Annotated in this window: 11 protein-coding genes; 7 read left to right on the top strand and 4 right to left on the bottom strand. The window is 65.2% G+C overall.

What is annotated here, in order from left to right:
* Window positions 1-184: 184 nt before the first annotated feature.
* Window positions 185-583 carry a hypothetical protein gene (locus tag RBH26_RS08340; protein ID WP_306757744.1) on the bottom strand — a complete coding sequence of 133 codons (399 nt, stop codon included), beginning with the start codon at window positions 581-583 and terminating at the stop codon, window positions 185-187.
* 53 nt (window positions 584-636) lie between these two features.
* Window positions 637-1,698, bottom strand: coding sequence for an NAD(P)-dependent glycerol-1-phosphate dehydrogenase (locus RBH26_RS08335; protein ID WP_306757743.1), 1,062 nt, complete (start codon window positions 1,696-1,698; stop codon window positions 637-639).
* 161 nt (window positions 1,699-1,859) lie between these two features.
* Between RBH26_RS08335 and RBH26_RS08330 the strand changes: the two genes are divergently transcribed.
* Window positions 1,860-3,035, top strand: a complete 1,176-nt coding sequence (locus RBH26_RS08330) for an MFS transporter (protein WP_306757742.1) — start codon at window positions 1,860-1,862, stop codon at window positions 3,033-3,035.
* 29 nt (window positions 3,036-3,064) lie between these two features.
* On the opposite strand, the gene RBH26_RS08325 is transcribed toward RBH26_RS08330, so the two are convergent.
* Entirely contained in the window at window positions 3,065-4,054 is a 990-nt protein-coding gene (locus RBH26_RS08325; protein ID WP_306757741.1) for an NAD-dependent epimerase/dehydratase family protein, read from the bottom strand.
* A 247-nt stretch (window positions 4,055-4,301) separates the two neighbouring features.
* Between RBH26_RS08325 and RBH26_RS08320 the strand changes: the two genes are divergently transcribed.
* The 6 genes from RBH26_RS08320 to RBH26_RS08295 all read left to right on the top strand — a co-directional run bounded on the left by RBH26_RS08320 (window position 4,302) and on the right by RBH26_RS08295 (window position 10,508).
* Window positions 4,302-5,303, top strand: a complete 1,002-nt coding sequence (locus RBH26_RS08320; protein WP_306757740.1) for an ATPase domain-containing protein — start codon at window positions 4,302-4,304, stop codon at window positions 5,301-5,303.
* A 144-nt stretch (window positions 5,304-5,447) separates the two neighbouring features.
* Window positions 5,448-7,181 (top strand): hypothetical protein, encoded by a 1,734-nt coding sequence (locus RBH26_RS08315; protein WP_306757739.1) that lies wholly within the window; start codon window positions 5,448-5,450, stop codon window positions 7,179-7,181.
* Between the two features lie 194 nt (window positions 7,182-7,375).
* A complete protein-coding gene (locus RBH26_RS08310; RefSeq protein ID WP_306757738.1) occupies window positions 7,376-7,792 on the top strand; it encodes a GIY-YIG nuclease family protein in 417 nt (138 codons plus the stop codon).
* Window positions 7,793-8,073: 281 nt separating this feature from the next.
* Window positions 8,074-9,315: an FAD/NAD(P)-binding protein gene (locus RBH26_RS08305; RefSeq protein ID WP_306757737.1), complete on the top strand. Its 1,242-nt coding sequence runs from the start codon at window positions 8,074-8,076 to the stop codon at window positions 9,313-9,315.
* 171 nt (window positions 9,316-9,486) lie between these two features.
* Entirely contained in the window at window positions 9,487-9,687 is a 201-nt protein-coding gene (locus RBH26_RS08300; RefSeq protein WP_306757736.1) for a 30S ribosomal protein S14, read from the top strand.
* Window positions 9,688-9,902: 215 nt separating this feature from the next.
* The gene (locus RBH26_RS08295) at window positions 9,903-10,508 is read left to right on the top strand and encodes a peroxidase-related enzyme (RefSeq protein WP_306757735.1); all 606 of its coding nucleotides are present in this window, start codon (window positions 9,903-9,905) and stop codon (window positions 10,506-10,508) included.
* Between the two features lie 15 nt (window positions 10,509-10,523).
* Here the strand turns inward: RBH26_RS08295 and gltB are convergent, their stop codons facing one another.
* The gene (gene gltB / locus RBH26_RS08290; protein ID WP_306757734.1) at window positions 10,524-15,095 is read right to left on the bottom strand and encodes a glutamate synthase large subunit; all 4,572 of its coding nucleotides are present in this window, start codon (window positions 15,093-15,095) and stop codon (window positions 10,524-10,526) included.
* Between the last annotated feature and the right edge of the window lie 254 nt (window positions 15,096-15,349).

The raw sequence follows: 15,349 nt of genomic DNA, 5'->3' as shown, positions 1-15,349 counted from the left end.
GTATGAAGTACGGAGACGTAAACCTGTCGCGATACCAGACCGGTAAACCTCAACAATGATGGGTGCTCGAGAGAGATACTGTAGGTTCAATGCAGAATATCTGGATATATGATATCCGAAGACGTGGTGAGTCGACCGGGACACGGCGTCCGATACGTCGCGGTTTCGGACGGGAGGGTGGCCGTCAGGAGATCAGTTCGGCGCTCTCGGCCGAGATTTCGACCGACACGTCCTGTCGAGTTCCCTCGCTGATCTGATCGAGGTTGCGCGTCAGGACCTCAATGATGTCGGCCGGCTCGGGATAGACGAGGACGCTTTCGTCGTTGTCTTCGATCACGAGCTGGGTGTCCCGCAGCGTTACCGTGTCGTTTTCGATCCCCGCGACGGTGACGTCGATCGCCGCCGCGTTGCCGGCGTCGCCCTCCTCGACTTTCGTGATATACACCGCATCGAGATTGATGAGGTCCTTGTACTCGCGGATCTGTTCGGCACAGGCGACCATATCCTTCGTAATCGCCGTCTTCTGTTCGTTGCCGTGTTCCCCGGTATAGCAGTGCTTGCACACCCGTAGTTCCATCCGCATACACGTTCGTTACCGCCCCGTCACAATGACGATTACGAACTCGAGAGTTTGAATCAGTCGATGACGCCCGTTTTGGTCGCGACCTCGCGTGCGGCCCGTTCGTCCATCCCGTCACCCAGAATCGTGTAGCGATCGCGGATCTCGTGGCAGGTGGTCAACGCCTCGATGACGGTCTCGTCGCCGATTCCGAGTTCGGCGGCGGTCGTCGGCGCGTCGATGCTCGAAAGCGCATCGCGGATGTTCGTCCAGACGCCGTCTTCACCGCCATGAAGGTAGGCCGTCATGATCGAGCCGACGCCGACCTGGTGGCCGTGCAACGCCGCATCAGGCGCCAGCCGATCGAGTTGGTGGGAAAAGAGGTGTTCGGCACCGCTTGCGGGTCGTGAGGAGTCGGCGATGCTCATCGCGACGCCCGAAGACATCAACGCCTTGCTGACGATCCAGGCCGACTCCTCGAGTCCGGGGCGGACGAGGTCGGCGTTGCTGACCAGAATCTCGGCGGTCATCTCCGAGAGCGCGGCGGCGTACTCGGAGTACTCGGCGTTTTTGAGGCGTTTCGCAAGCCGCCAGTCCATCACCGCGGTGTAGTTCGAGATGATGTCGGCACAGCCCGCAGTCGTCAGTTCCCAGGGGGCCTGTGCCAACACTTCGGTGTCCGCGACGACTGCCAGCGGCGGCTCGGCTGCGACGCTGTGGCGCGTATCGCCTTCCGGGACGGAGCCACGGTTGCTGACGATCCCGTCGTGGCTGGCTGCCGTCGGTACCGAGCAAAAGCCCATCTCGAGGTGATGACTCGCCATCTTGGCGATGTCGATGGCCTTCCCGCCGCCGATGCCGACCAGATACGAGACGTCCTCGGCCTCGGCGGTCTCGATGACGCGTTCGACGGCGTCGAACGTCGCTTTCTCGATCGTGACGATCGCCGGGTCGATACCGGCGGCCACAAAGTCCGCGGCGATCGGGTCGGCGGCGACCTCGCGGGGTGTCGGGCTGGTGACGAACAGCGGCCGGCCCTGCAGGTGGAGATCGTCGACGACGTCGACGACGCGATCGATGACGCCGTGGCCGACGACGACGTTTCGCGGCAGACGGATCCACGTCGACTTCTCGAACATAGTTCGTTCCACGAGCGGGGACCCATAAAACCGTTCTCGTCGACACGAACGACGAGGTCCGTTGGCATCGATACGATAGCCGACGGCGATCCGACGAGCGTCCCGAGTCAATCCCGTAAGCTATGTCGTCTTTCTGTTCGTCCGGACAGACACGGATTCGAATGGAACGAACGTACGGGATCGAGTACGGTCCGCATCTCGCGGCGTTCAGTGTCGGGTACGTCCTGTTTTCGTATGCGTCGGTTCCGGGCGCCGTCGTCGGTCAGTTCGACGTCGGCTACACCGCAGTCGGGCTGTTGATGAGCGCGGCGCTGGCCGCGTTCGTGATCGTCCAACCGCTCGGCGGTCGGTTCGTCGACGGCCGATCGACGGTACCCGTACTCCTCGGCATCGTGTGTGCCAGTTCCGTCCTGGCCGTCGTCATGGATCTCGTCGACTCCTTCGGGTCGTTGCTGGCGCTGCGAGCGCTCTGGGGGCTCGCCGGCGGGCTCGCGGTGACCGTCTGTGCGACCCAGATCTCGCGGGTGTATACGGGACCACGGGCGACGTGGCACCAGGGACTCAACGGCGGTATGTTCACTGCCGGCGGTGCAGTCGCCTATCTCGTAACGCCGTCGGTCGTCGATTCGACGGGCTGGTTCGGCGTCCACGCCGTGGGAGCACTCGTCGCGGTTCCGGCCGGCGTCGTGCTCTGGCTCGACTCGGACCGTGCCGACCGGACGCGTCCTGTCACCGAGAGCGTCGATTCCAACCCGCAGCGACGCACCGACGGCGGGACCACACCGAGTACTCTCGCGGTGTTGCGCTCGCCGACCGTCCTACTCGCCGCGGCCTGTAACTTCGCGACGCTGGGCGGGTACGTGACGCTCTCGACGTTCGTGGCGGCGTACTTCGCCGATCTCGGACTGGCGGGGCCGTTGAGCGCGCTCGCCCTGTTCGTCGCCTCGCTGGGTCGGCTCGGTGGCGGTATCGCAGTTCTCCGTCCCAGCGTTCCCGACGGCCGGGTGATCGCGGGTGCGGCAAGCGTCGGCGCGGCGAGTCTGTTCGTCCTCCTCGTCGCCGACGGCGTCGCTCTCGTCGCGCTGCCGTTGCTTGCCCTCGCCGCGGTCTCGCTGCCGTTCGGCGCGATCTTCAAGACGGCGTCGACGGCTGCGGGTCGCGACGGGACGGCGGTCGCGTTCGTCGTCGCCTCGGGTAACGTCGCCGCCCTATTGCTTCCCGCGATCACCGGCCACCTCCGGGACGCGACCGGCGAGTACACGCTCGCCTTCGCCCTCATCGGGCTGTTAAACCTCGTCGCGGCCGTCGCCGGCATCGCGATCGCCCGGCGCCGCTGACCGTCGACGAAACGCAGAGTGTCAGGGTCTCAGAACGTCTCTAAAATCCCCAGCACGCGTTCCTCGGCTTCTCGACTCGGTCCGTTGTCGTCACCGTCGCGGTCGCTCTCGAGGTGGTCCTCGACCGTCCGTTCCATCGCCTCGTCCGGGGGTGTCGACTCCCAGCCCAGCGCGGCGAGTTTGTCCGTCGAGAGGATGTGTGGGTACTCCCGATAGAGCGGGTAGTCGTCGAGTTCGATTCCGCCGGCCTCGAGTTCGCGGGGGCCAGCGGTGACCACGTCGACCGTCGTCCCGACTGCGTCGGCGACGACCGTCACCAGCTCCTCGAGGGTCACCAGCCGTCGATCACCGACGTTGTACGCCTCGCCGGCCTCACCGCGTTCGGCGACGATCCGAAGGGCGCTTGCGACGTCCTCGACGTACGCGCGGTGTCTGACGTTCGTTCCGTCGCCGGGGACGAGAACCCGGTCGAAGCGGTTCACGCGGTCGATCCACCAGCCGAGACGTTCGGTGTAGTCGTGAGGACCGTAGACGATCGGCGGTCGGACGCTCATCGCAGCGACGCCGTCCTCGGCGGCCGCGAAGACCGCGCGGTCGCCCTCGGCTTTGCGATTGCCGTACGTCTCCCGGGAGTCGTCGGTCGCCTGGTCGGCCGTACAGGGTTCGAGTGGCGTCTCTCCCTCCCGTTTCGGGATCTCCTCGCGACCGTAGGCCGCGCCACTCGAGACGTAGACGTACGCCTCACAGTCGGCGAAGACACGCGTCGCCGCGCGAACGTCTTTCGGCTGGTAGGCCACGCAGTCGAAGACCGCGTCGGGGTCGATCGTCGTCGCCGCGGCCTCGAGCGCCGAGTCGTTCGTCCGGTCGCCTTCGACGTGGGCAACGCGGTCGTCGTCCGCAAAGGGGTTGTCGTGGGTTCCGCGGTTGAGCAACGTCACGTCGTAGCCACTCTCGAGTAACTCATCGACGAGATGGCGGCCGATAAACCGCGTGCCGCCGATGACGAGTGCGTCGTCCATATCGGACCGTCGTCGGTGGCGGGGAAAACGGTGGCGACCCGTCCGTTGCCACGACTCGCACTGGCTCATACGGACTGCTGTTCCGCTGTTCCGCCTATCGCCGTGCTGGCGATCGGCGGTCGGCGATCGGCGGGACGTGACGACAGGAGACCGTATCACAGACGAGGCCGGACACTCTCGCGAGCGGAACAGTCTCCGACGTGGCGAACTGGTTCTTTTGGCCTGTTTGTGGTACTCGATACCACGAATGTCCTTCCAACAGCGGTCAAGCGGGGCGGGCGAGTACCCACTCGAGTGTGACTACTGTCAGTATCCGATCCCCGGCGATCCCGTAGAGAGCGACGACGGCGTCTTCTGTTCGGCGGCTTGTCTCGAGGGCGACGACGGAAGCCCGATGCCCAACCCGGGCGCGTACAAGCGGATCGTTACCGGCGTCGAACCGCTGGATTCGCTGGTGCCGAACGGCGTTCCGGCGGACGCGTTCGTCCGGCTGGCGGGCGCTGCGGGAACCCGTCGGAGCGAACTCCTGACGGAGCTCGTCTGGCGTGCCCTCGAGCGGGGCGAGCCCGCAGTCGTGGTGACGGCGACGACGCCACCGACGGCGGTGTTAGAGCGGTTCTTCGAGAACGGCTGGAACGTCTTGCCGGCGCTCGAAGACGACCGACTCCGTCTCGTCGACTGTTTCACACACGATCTCACGGACCGCGAGACGGACCGGGAACGACACAGCGAGTGGATCGAGTTCGTCGGCAAAGCAGCAGCCGAGTCGATCGTCACGGTCGACCACCCGGACGACGTCGACGTGATCCGGGCGCGTCTGACCGACGCCCTCGACGCTCTCGAGATGAGCGAGACGGGGCTGGTCACGATCGACTCACTCGAGGTGCTCGCCCGCCGACTCCAGGGGGATCGCCTTCACGATACCCTCCTGGCGCTGCGGGCGACGATCTGTAAGGCCCGGTACGTACCGATCGTCGCCGCCACCACGGCCGAGGACGGCGCGGTCGCCGTCGACGACGCGGCCGTCTTCGATGGGATCGTCGACCTCCGTATCGTCGACGGCCTCGAGTCGGAGACGCGCCAGCGGCAACTCGGCGTCCGGAAGCTGACCGGTGCCCGCCATCTCCCGCAGTGGATCGCTTACGAGTACGAGCCAGCCCGGGGGCTGTTCGCACTCGGGTCGACGACAGACCCGGATCGGGCGCTCGACCGCGGTCCCGTCGAGCGAAACCCGCGAACGATCCAGTGATGTGGTCCTCTGTACCGACGTCCCGAAATCAGTGCACGCGAACTCACGCTCTGCTTTTATCCGCCTCACGACGGTAGGGGCGGTGGCGAACGACCGACGAGATCGGTTCGACCGCGACCGAATCAAACGCGATCTACTACGATTATGAACGACCGAAACGACCGGCGACGAACGAGCGATCGGGGTACCGAGCACTCGAGTGAGGGCGGCGACCGTCGCCAGCAGGGCGGCCGCGGCGGCGGCGATCGACAGCGAGGACAACGCGGGGAGGCCGGACGCGAACGGACCGACCGCTCGCGACGGGACCAGCACCGTGAGCAGGGCTTCGAAACGGACGCGATTCGTGACGGATCGCTCGAGTACGGCGGCGAAGCCCGTCGACAGGACGCTCACGGCGGCGGACAGAGTCAACAGGGTCAGCAGCCGACGGGCGGTCGACAACGCGGACAGTCGACGACGGGTCAGCAGAGACAGCAGGGATACGGCCAAGAAGGACAGCAGAGCTACGGCCGGCAGGAACGCGGTCGACAGGAGACGCCGCCCCAGCAGGATCGACAGAGTCAGCGAGGACAGCAACCACGACAGCGCCGCGGGCGACAGGGAGACGAACAGTTCGGTCGAGAAGGCCACCAGCAGCGTGGTCAGGGACGTAGTAAGCAGCGCCAGCAGCCGATGGGGGGACGACAACGACAGCAGGAGTACAGTCGACAGCCCGAGGCCGGCTCGAGCGGTGGACAGCCACGACGCGAACGAAGCGGTCAGCAGGGACACGAACGAGAGGGCCAGCAGGGACGACGGAGCCAGCAGGGGCGCGAACGACAAGGCCAGTACGCCGAACACGGCGGCCGCGAGGAGTCCCGTCGCGAACGGCAGGAACACACCGGCAGTCAGTTCGAACCCGACGTAACCGACGAGGCGGACCTCGAGTACGGCGGTGTCGCACGGCGAACGACCCGTCAAGATCAGGGCGAGCGATCGCAGTTTGGCGGCGAGCAACAACAGCAACGGCGAAGCCAGCAGCCGCCGGGTGGTCAGCAGGGCCACCAGGGACAGGACCGGAGCCAGCAACAGCAGCGAGGCCAACAGGGCGGTGACCGACGCCAGCAACAGCAACGAGGCCAGCAAGGCGACCGACGCCAGCAACAGCAACGAGGCCAACAAGGCGACCGACGCCAGCAGCAGCGAGGCCAACAAGGCGACCGACGCCAGCAGCAGCGAGGCCAACAAGGCGACCGACGCCAGCAGCAGCGAGGCCAGCAAGGCGGCCGACAGGACCGCGGCACCGACCGGCGCCAATCCCGCGGTCGAACGGAGATGCAGGGCCAACAGGAGCAACAGGACCGCCGGGAACGTGGCTATCGAGGCCCCCACCAGGAGCAGCGCCGTCACCGCGGCCAGGGTGGCCGACACGACGACGACTCACAGCGTGGGGGGAGCCAGCAGGGCTTCCAGCGCGGTCACGAGCGCCGGAGGGAGTCCCGCCAGAGCGATGACCAGCGCCAGCGTCGACGTGACGAGGGGCCCCAAAATCAGCCCGGGCGACGCGGCAGCCAAGACCGATCCGGCGACCGTGGTGACACCAACTACCGCGGCGACGATCGGTCCGGTGGCGGCCTCGAGCACCGCCGACACGAGCAACGATCCCAGAGCGGTGACTGGACCAGTGAGCCGGAGTTCGACCGCACTCGAGGCCGGGACCGAGAGCAGGAGATGGGCCGCGATCAGGATCGGGATCGAGACCTGGGACAATCCCAACGATCCGGCGGTGGCGAGGAGCGCCATCACGCCCAGCGACCCGACGAGGACATGAGCAACCGTCGACACGTCCACGAGAATCTGCCGGAGCACGACGACGAGGAGCGTCGCGACGAACGCTAACGAACTTCGGCACTGACGGCCACCGATCCCGTATCGCCCGTAGAACCGGTCTGATACTTTCCAGCGGCTGTGATACGGTCCCCTGTCGTCACGTCCCGCCGATTGCCGACTCCGTGCTGGAGATCGGCGGGAGATCGGTCCCGCAGTCCGTACGAACCACGTTCGTTTTTGCCGCCTCGAGTTCGATACCCGATATGGGCGGAACGTACGTCCTCCTCGTCGACGTGCCTCGAGCGACGAGCATCGACGTTGGGGCCCTCGGCACCTGTGATTTTTCGGCGGGCACTTACGCCTACGTCGGCAGCGCGTTCGGATCCGGCGGCTTCGCCCGACTCGATCGCCACCGGGAACTCGCCCGCGGCGACCGTGAGACGCGCCACTGGCACATCGACTACCTGCTCGGCCATCCCGAGACCGGACTCGAGGCAGCGATCACGTTCCCCGACGCCGCTCGGGAGTGTGAACTGGCTGCCACGCTACCGGGCGAACCGGTTCCGGAGTTCGGTTCCTCCGACTGTGACTGTCCGGCCCACTTGCTCGCCGCTCCCGACTGCGAGACGATTCGCGAAGCGGCGATCGAGGCCGGTGGCATCCGCGATCGAGATCGGTAACCGGTTCGACCGAACGGGAACCTACACGGTAGCGACGCGCTATCGGTCGTCCGAGCTGTCACCGTCGTGTCCATCTCCTTTCTGTTTCGTTTCGTGATACTGTTGGACAGCACGAGTCGACGATCGGTCGCGCGACCGACGTCTCACTGACTGCTGTCCGACAGTATGAGTCGAGACACCGTCCCGTGGCAGCACCGTTATTATTAAAATTGCTGCAGTAGATAACAACTTTTGTACAATGGCGTGTTCGAACATCATAGTAGGGGGGCAGGATACTGCCTATGCCAGCTGATACGGCCGCCGTCACGATCGTCGGCGGCGGTGTCCACGGGGTCCACCTGGCAGTGCGGCTTCTCGAGGCCGACGCGGTCGGGTTAGCGCAGCTGCGTATCGTCGAGCCGGCCGGACTCCTCGGCGGCTTTCGCCGGAAGTGTCGCCAATGTGGAATGGACGAGCTCCGATCGCCGTTCGTCCATCACGTGAGCAACGATCCGTTCTCGCTACGGGATTTCGCACGGGAACGTGGCCGCGAGTGCGAACTCGTCGAAAGCGAGGTCGGAGCGGACCGGCCGACACTCTCGTTGTTCTTCGATCACGCCGACTGGATCTGTGATCGATACGATCTCGAGTCGGCGGTCGTCGACGCGGCCGCGACGGACGTCCACGACGAACGCGACCGCGTGGCGGTAGAGACGACGGCCGGCACGATCTCGACACGGTGGTGTCTCCTCACCGTCGGCTACGGCGGGTCGTACACGCTTCCGGAGTGGTGTCGCGACCTCCCACCGACGGCGCCCGTCACCCACGTCTGGGATCGGACGTTCGATCCCGAAGCTATCGACGAGACGGCCTCGATCGGTGTCGTCGGTGGTGGGATCACGGCCGCACAACTCGCGACGTCGCTTGCCCGGCCCGGTCGGGAGGTGACGCTGTTCGCCCGGAGTCCGTTTCGCGTCGAATCGCTCGAGGCCAGTACCGACTGGATGCACTTTTCCGGCGTCGTCGATGAACTCCACGACCTCCCGCCGGCGTCGCGTGCCCGCCAGCAAGCCGTCGTCGAGGCGCGCTACGATGGGACGATGCCGCCGTACGTCTTCCGTCGTCTGCGGCGAGCGATCGATCGGGAAGCAGTCGAACTCGAGCGATCCGAGATCACCGTCGCGACCGAAGCCGGAGGTACCGTCGTCGTTACCTGCCGCGATGGAACTGCGATGTGTCTCGACGCGCTCGTCTGTGCGACCGGGTTCGGGTCGCCGTACGACGGCCCGCTGTTCCGGCGACTGCGCTCGAGTTCGACGCTCGAAACCGGATTTCAGGGAGCACCCGTCCTCGACGACGAGACGTTGCGGTGGGTTCGCGAGGATGGATCGCGGTCCCGGATCGCTGTCTCGGGTGCCGCTGCACGCCAGGTGCTCGGCCCGTTCGCCCACAACGTCATCGGTGCCCGGCGAGCGGGTGATCTCATCGTCGACACCGTCGCTTCCGAGCCGGTCGGTTCGGACCGTGAACCGGTAGTGCAGTGACCGGCCTGCGTCTCGCCTCGTATCACGATCGATACCCGACGCGACTCGAGGGGAGCCACGATCCCGTTCCGGCAACTCGTCGAGCGATATCGAGCCGTCGAGCCCACGATCTTATTAACGCCATTCTCATTTTTAGCAAACGTTTTCATCGTGGCGGTCGGAAAGCAGTATATGAGCGATGAGCAGACCGAACGGGACACGGCCGAAAGCACGACCGAATCCGAAGACCAAACCGACGAGCAAACCGGACAGACGCGAGTCTGCCGAGCGACCGGACGGGAACAGGGACTGATCGGGAAGTACGATATCTGGCTCTGCCGACAGTCGTTTCGAGAGATGGCCCGCGATATGGGGTTCCGGAAGTACGATTGATACGGACTGCTTTCCCGAGTTCCCGCCGATCGCCGTCCCCGCGTTGCGATCGGCGGCCAGTGACGACAGGAGACCGCCTGACTGCTGTCCGACAGAATGACGACAGCAGTCCGTATGCGTTCCGCTTCTGACATCGTCACCAGCGCTCGAGTACGGTCGCCACGGGTCGGTGCCCGGCACCGAACGTTATTACCCGGGCTCGAGAATCGACGTCCATGAGTGACACTGATCCAACTGATTCGACCGCCGTTTTAGCCGACGACGCGATGGAGCGATTCCCCGTTCCCGACTACGAGGACCTCCCAGCGGATCTCCGCGAACGCATCGATCACGAGACGGAGCGGGCCGGGTTCACGCCGAACGTCTTCGCCGCGATGGCGTACAAACCGTCCCATTTCCGGGCGTTTTTCGAGTACCACGACGCGCTCGTCGAGGACGCCGCACTCGAGCGCGAGGAGATCGAGATGATCGTCGTCGCGGTTTCGGGGATCAATCACTGTTACTACTGCAACGTCGCCCACGGCGCGCTCGTTCGGATCTACGCCGACGATCCGACGCTTGCAGACCAGCTCGTGGCCAACTACCGGACGGCCGATATCGGTACTGCCCATCGCGCTATGCTCGACGTTGCGGTGAAACTCACCGAACGACCGACCGACGTCGAAGCGGACGACCTTGAGCGCCTCCGGGAGGTCGGATTCGACGACGAGGAGATCTGGGATATCGCAGCGGTCACGGCCTTCTACAACCTGAGCAACCGACTGGCGATGTTCGCGGGGATCCGACCGAACGACGAGTTCCACACGCTCGGCCGGGAGTGACGGCTTCGGTCGCTATCAGTCGTCGCTCGCGGCGAAACTGGTCGAGTCGGCTTCGACGTCGACCTCGGGCATGCCGGGCAGTTCGTCGCGGACGTCGTCCGATCCCTGCTCGGTGATCGCTTCGTGGTAGGCTTCGGGCATCACCTTCACGAAGGCATCGAGCGTTCGCTCCCAGTTTTCGAGGAGGCGTTCGCCCCGCTCGGAGCCGGTGTAGGCGACGTGGTTCTCGACGAGCCGTCGAAGCATCTCCTCGTCTTTCTCCTCGAGTTCGTCGTACAGCGAGACCATCCCGGTGTTGGCGTTGTCGGCGAACTCGTCGTCGGGGTCGTAGACGTAGGCGACGCCGCCGGACATGCCGGCGGCGAAGTTCTTGCCCGTCTCGCCGAGAACGGCGACGACGCCGCCGGTCATGTACTCACAGCCGTGGTCGCCGACGCCCTCGACGACGGCCTTGGCACCGGAGTTACGGACTGCGAAGCGTTCGCCGGCGACGCCGTTGACGTACAGCTGGCCGTCGGTCGCACCGTAGAGCGCGACGTTGCCGATGGCGACGTTCTCCGTCGGATCGTAGCTGGCTATCTCGGGCGTTCGAACCGTGACCTTGCCACCCGAGAGCCCCTTGCCGACGTAGTCGTTGGCGCTACCGTCGAGGTGCAACGAGACGCCGCTTGCCAGGAACGCACCGAAGCTCTGTCCGGCGGTCCCCTCGAGGTCGACCGTGATGGTATCCTCGGGGAGACCGGGTTCACCGTAACGGCTGGTGATGCGATTCGAGAGCATCGCACCGACGGTGCGGTCGACGTTCGTCACCTCGGTCGCTACGTTGACTGGTTCCTCGTCTTCGATGGCGTCGGCCGCGGCCTCGATGAGATCGCGATCGAGCTGGTCCTCGAGTTCGTGGTCCTGTTCGCGGATCTTCCGTCGAACGTCGCCCTCGGGGTCGGCGAGCACCGCAGAGAGATCGACGTTTCGGGCCTTGGGGTGGTCGACGTCGTCGCGCTGGGCGAGGACGTCGACCTGGCCGATCATCTCGTCGACGGTTTCGAAGCCGAGTTCGGCCATGATCTCGCGCAGCTCCTGTGCGATGAACGTCATGTAGTTGATGACGTGTTCTGGCTCACCGGGGAACCGCTTGCGCAGGTCCTCACGCTGGGTGGCGACACCGACTGGACAGGTGTTGTTGTGACACTGACGGGCCATCACGCAGCCGCTGGTGACCAGCGAGGCGGTACCGAAGACGTACTCCTCGGCACCGAGCAAGGCGGCGACGGCGACGTCGCGGCCGGTCTTCATCCCGCCGTCGGCGGAGACGCGAATGCGATCTCGCAGCCCCGTCGCACGGAGCATCTGGTTCGCTTCCGCAAGCCCGAGCTCCCAGGGAAGGCCGGCGTTCTTGATCGAGGTGCGCGGCGAGGCACCCGTCCCACCGGAGTGACCCGAGATGTGGACGACGTCGGCGTTTGCCTTCGCGACCCCTGCTGCGACCGTCCCGATGCCGGCTTCGCTGACGAGCTTGACGTTGATGTCGGCGTCCTCGTTGGCGGCCTTGAGGTCGAAGATCAGCTGCTTCAAGTCCTCGATCGAGTAGATGTCGTGCAGCGGCGGCGGCGAGATTAGCCCGACACCCGGCGTCGACTTGCGGACGTGAGCGATCATCTCGTTGACCTTCGAGCCGGGGAGGTGGCCGCCCTCACCCGGCTTCGAGCCTTGAGCCATCTTGATCTGGAGTTCGTCGGCCGACGAGAGGTACGTCGAGGTGACGCCGAACCGTCCGGACGCGACCTGCTTGACGTTGCACTCCCGTTCGGTTCCGAACCGTTCGGGCGGCTCGCCGCCCTCGCCGGAGTTGGACTTGCCGCCGATTCGGTTCATCGCGATCGAGTTGTTCTCGTGGGCCTCCGGCGAGAGGCTGCCCAGACTCATCGCGGCGGTGGAGAACCGCTGGACGATCTCCTCGATGGGTTCGACCTCCTCGAGGGGGATCGGATCGCGATCGGAGTCGAACTCGAGCAAGCCACGCAAGGTCTGAAGGTTCTCGTTTTGCTCGTTTACCATCGCGGCGAACTCCTGGTAGCGCTCGTAGTCGTTTGCGCGGACGGACTGCTGGAGCGCGCCGACCGTGTCGGGGTTCCACTGATGGTGGATACCGTCCGACCGGTGTTCGAACTCGCCGTGGCGGTCGAGGTCCGTCTCGTCCTCGGCGAAGGCGGTCGCGTGGCGCTCGCGGACGTCCTCCTCGATCTCCGCGAGGCCGATTCCTTCGGTACGGTTCTCGGTGCCCTCGAAGTACTCGGCGACGAGATCGCTATCGAGCCCGACGGCTTCGAAGATCTGGGCGCCCTGGTAGCTCTCGACGGTCGAGATCCCCATCTTGGCCATGATCTTCAACAGGCCGTCCTCGACGGCGCCGACGTAGGCGTCGATCGCGTCCTCGGCATCTGCGCCGTCGTCGCCGGCGGTGAGATCCGTGATCGTCTGGTAGGCCAGGTACGGGTTGACCGCCCCCGCTCCGTAGCCGACCAGCGTCGCGAAGTGGTGGACGGTACGTGGATCAGCGGACTCGACGACGAGCCCGACGTGGTTGCGAAGCCCGTTGCGGACGAGATGGTGGTGGACGCCGCCGGTCGCGAGCAGGCTCGGGATCGCGGCCCGATCTGCGTCGACGTTCCGATCCGAGAGGACGATGATCTCGTGGCCGCCGTCCTCGATCGCGTCGACGACGTCCTCGCGGACGCGTTCGATAGCCGCCTCGAGGTCCGTACCGGGTTCCTCACTGGTCGGCTCGTAAGTGATGTCGATCGTCGCGGCCGTAATGTCGTTTGCCGAGGAGCCACGGATCGACTCGAGTTCGGCGTCGGTCAGGATCGGCGAGTCGAGTACGAGCTGGCGGGCGTGCTCGGGAGACTCGTCGAGCAAGTTGTGCTGGAATCCGAGCCGGCTCTCCATCGAGGTCACGAGCTCCTCGCGGATGTAGTCCAGCGGCGGGTTGGTGACCTGAGCGAACAGCTGCCTGAAGTAGGAAAACAGCGGTCGGTTGAACTCCGTCAGTACGGACAGCGGCGTGTCGTCGCCCATCGAGCCGACGGGGTCTTTCCCCTTCTGGGTCATCGGCTCGATCAGGTTCTCGAGTTCGTCGTGGGTGTAGCCGAACGCGGCCTGGTAGTCACGCAGCCCCGCGACCGGCTGCTGGGGCGTACTCTCGCCGGTCGTTCGGACGTCGTCGAGGTGGACCTGCTCCTGTTCGATCCACTCGCCGTAGCGGTCGTCGGTGAGGTCGTCGAACACCTCGTCGTCGGGGATGACTCGACCCTCGTTCGGGTCAGCCAGGAAGAGTTGGCCGGGCTGGAGACGCCCGCGCTCTTCGATCTCGTCGGGACTGGTCTCGAGCGCGCCGGCCTCGCTGGCCATGATCAGGCGGTTGTCGGTCGTCACGTCGTACCGGCAGGGGCGCAGCCCGTTGCGGTCGAGGACGGCGCCGACGCGTTCGCCGTCGGTCGCAGCCACCAGCGCGGGACCGTCCCACGGTTCGACGAGCGAGGCGTGGAAGTCGTACCAGTCCTTGCGGTCCTGGTCCATCTCGTCGTCACCGCGCCAGGCCTCGGGGACGAGCATCCGCAACGCGTGTTCGAGGTCGCGGCCGTCCTGCATGAGCAGTTCCAAGGCGTTGTCGACGCTTGCGGTGTCCGACTGGTCTGGGTCGTCGATGATCGGTTTGACCGCCTCGAGGTCGGAGAGCACGTCGCTCTCGAGGTCGGTCTCGCGAGCCCGCATCCAGTTGATGTTGCCCTGGATGGTGTTGAACTCGCCGTTGTGGATGATGTTGCGGTAGGGGTGAGCGAGGTGCCAGGCGCCGAGCGTGTTCGTCGAGAACCGTTCGTGGACCATCGCGAACGTCGACGCGACGCGTTCGTCGGTCAGGTCGGGGTAGTACGAGGGAACTTGAACGCCTTTGAGCAGCCCCTTGTAGACGATCGTATCCGAATCGAGAGAGCAGACGTAGAAGCGTTCGATGGCGGCGTCGCGATCTGTGGCTCGTTGCGCACGCTGCTCAACGGCGTTTTCGAGTGCGCGGCGAGCGACGTAGAGCCGCCGGTCGAAGGTCTCATCGTCGACGTCGTCGACGGGCGCGACGGCGACCTGCCAGACGTCGGGCTCGGACTCGACAGCCGTCTCGCCGAGGTCCGCGTTGTTCGTCGGCACCGATCGCCACTCGAGGACCTCGAGATCGTAGGTCGACAGCGACTCTTCGACCAGTTCGACGAGTTCGGCGCGGGCTTCGTCGTCCTGTGGGAAAAAGAGCGATCCGATGGCGTAGGTCTCGGGAAGCTCTACCTCGAGGACGTCCTGGAAGAAGGCGTCGGGTGTCTGGATCATGATACCCGCGCCGTCGCCCGTATTCTCCTCTGCGCCGGTGGTCCCGCGATGTTCGAGATTGACGAGCAGTTCGAGTCCGTCCGCGACGACGTCGTGTCCTCCGTCTCCATCGAGGTCCATGACGACGCCGACACCGCAGTTCGACCGTTCGTCCGTGGGATCCGCGAGCCCCCGCGAACGCTTGGCGGATGATCCCATCTGTGGCTGTGTCATACACTGTGATACCCAGAACTGATATAAGAGGCTACCCCATAATGACTAAGTGTATTATAGACACATACAATCGGATATAAGGTATACTGTTACAATTGAATGGGCCTGATCGACAATGATAGTCACACGTCGATCGCGCACGAGCGGTCGTTGACCGGCGGGACGTGTATCCGACGCGAGCGGTCGGTTCTGGCAGAGTACGACAGTCTCACGGACTGCTATCGACTGGGTCCGGGGACAGTACGAGAACGGGC

This window comes from Natronolimnohabitans sp. A-GB9 (assembly GCF_030848565.1).
Classification (GTDB): domain Archaea; phylum Halobacteriota; class Halobacteria; order Halobacteriales; family Natrialbaceae; genus Natronolimnohabitans.
Note: the sequence above shows the minus strand (reverse complement) of the source record. Positions and strands in the feature narration are given on the sequence as shown.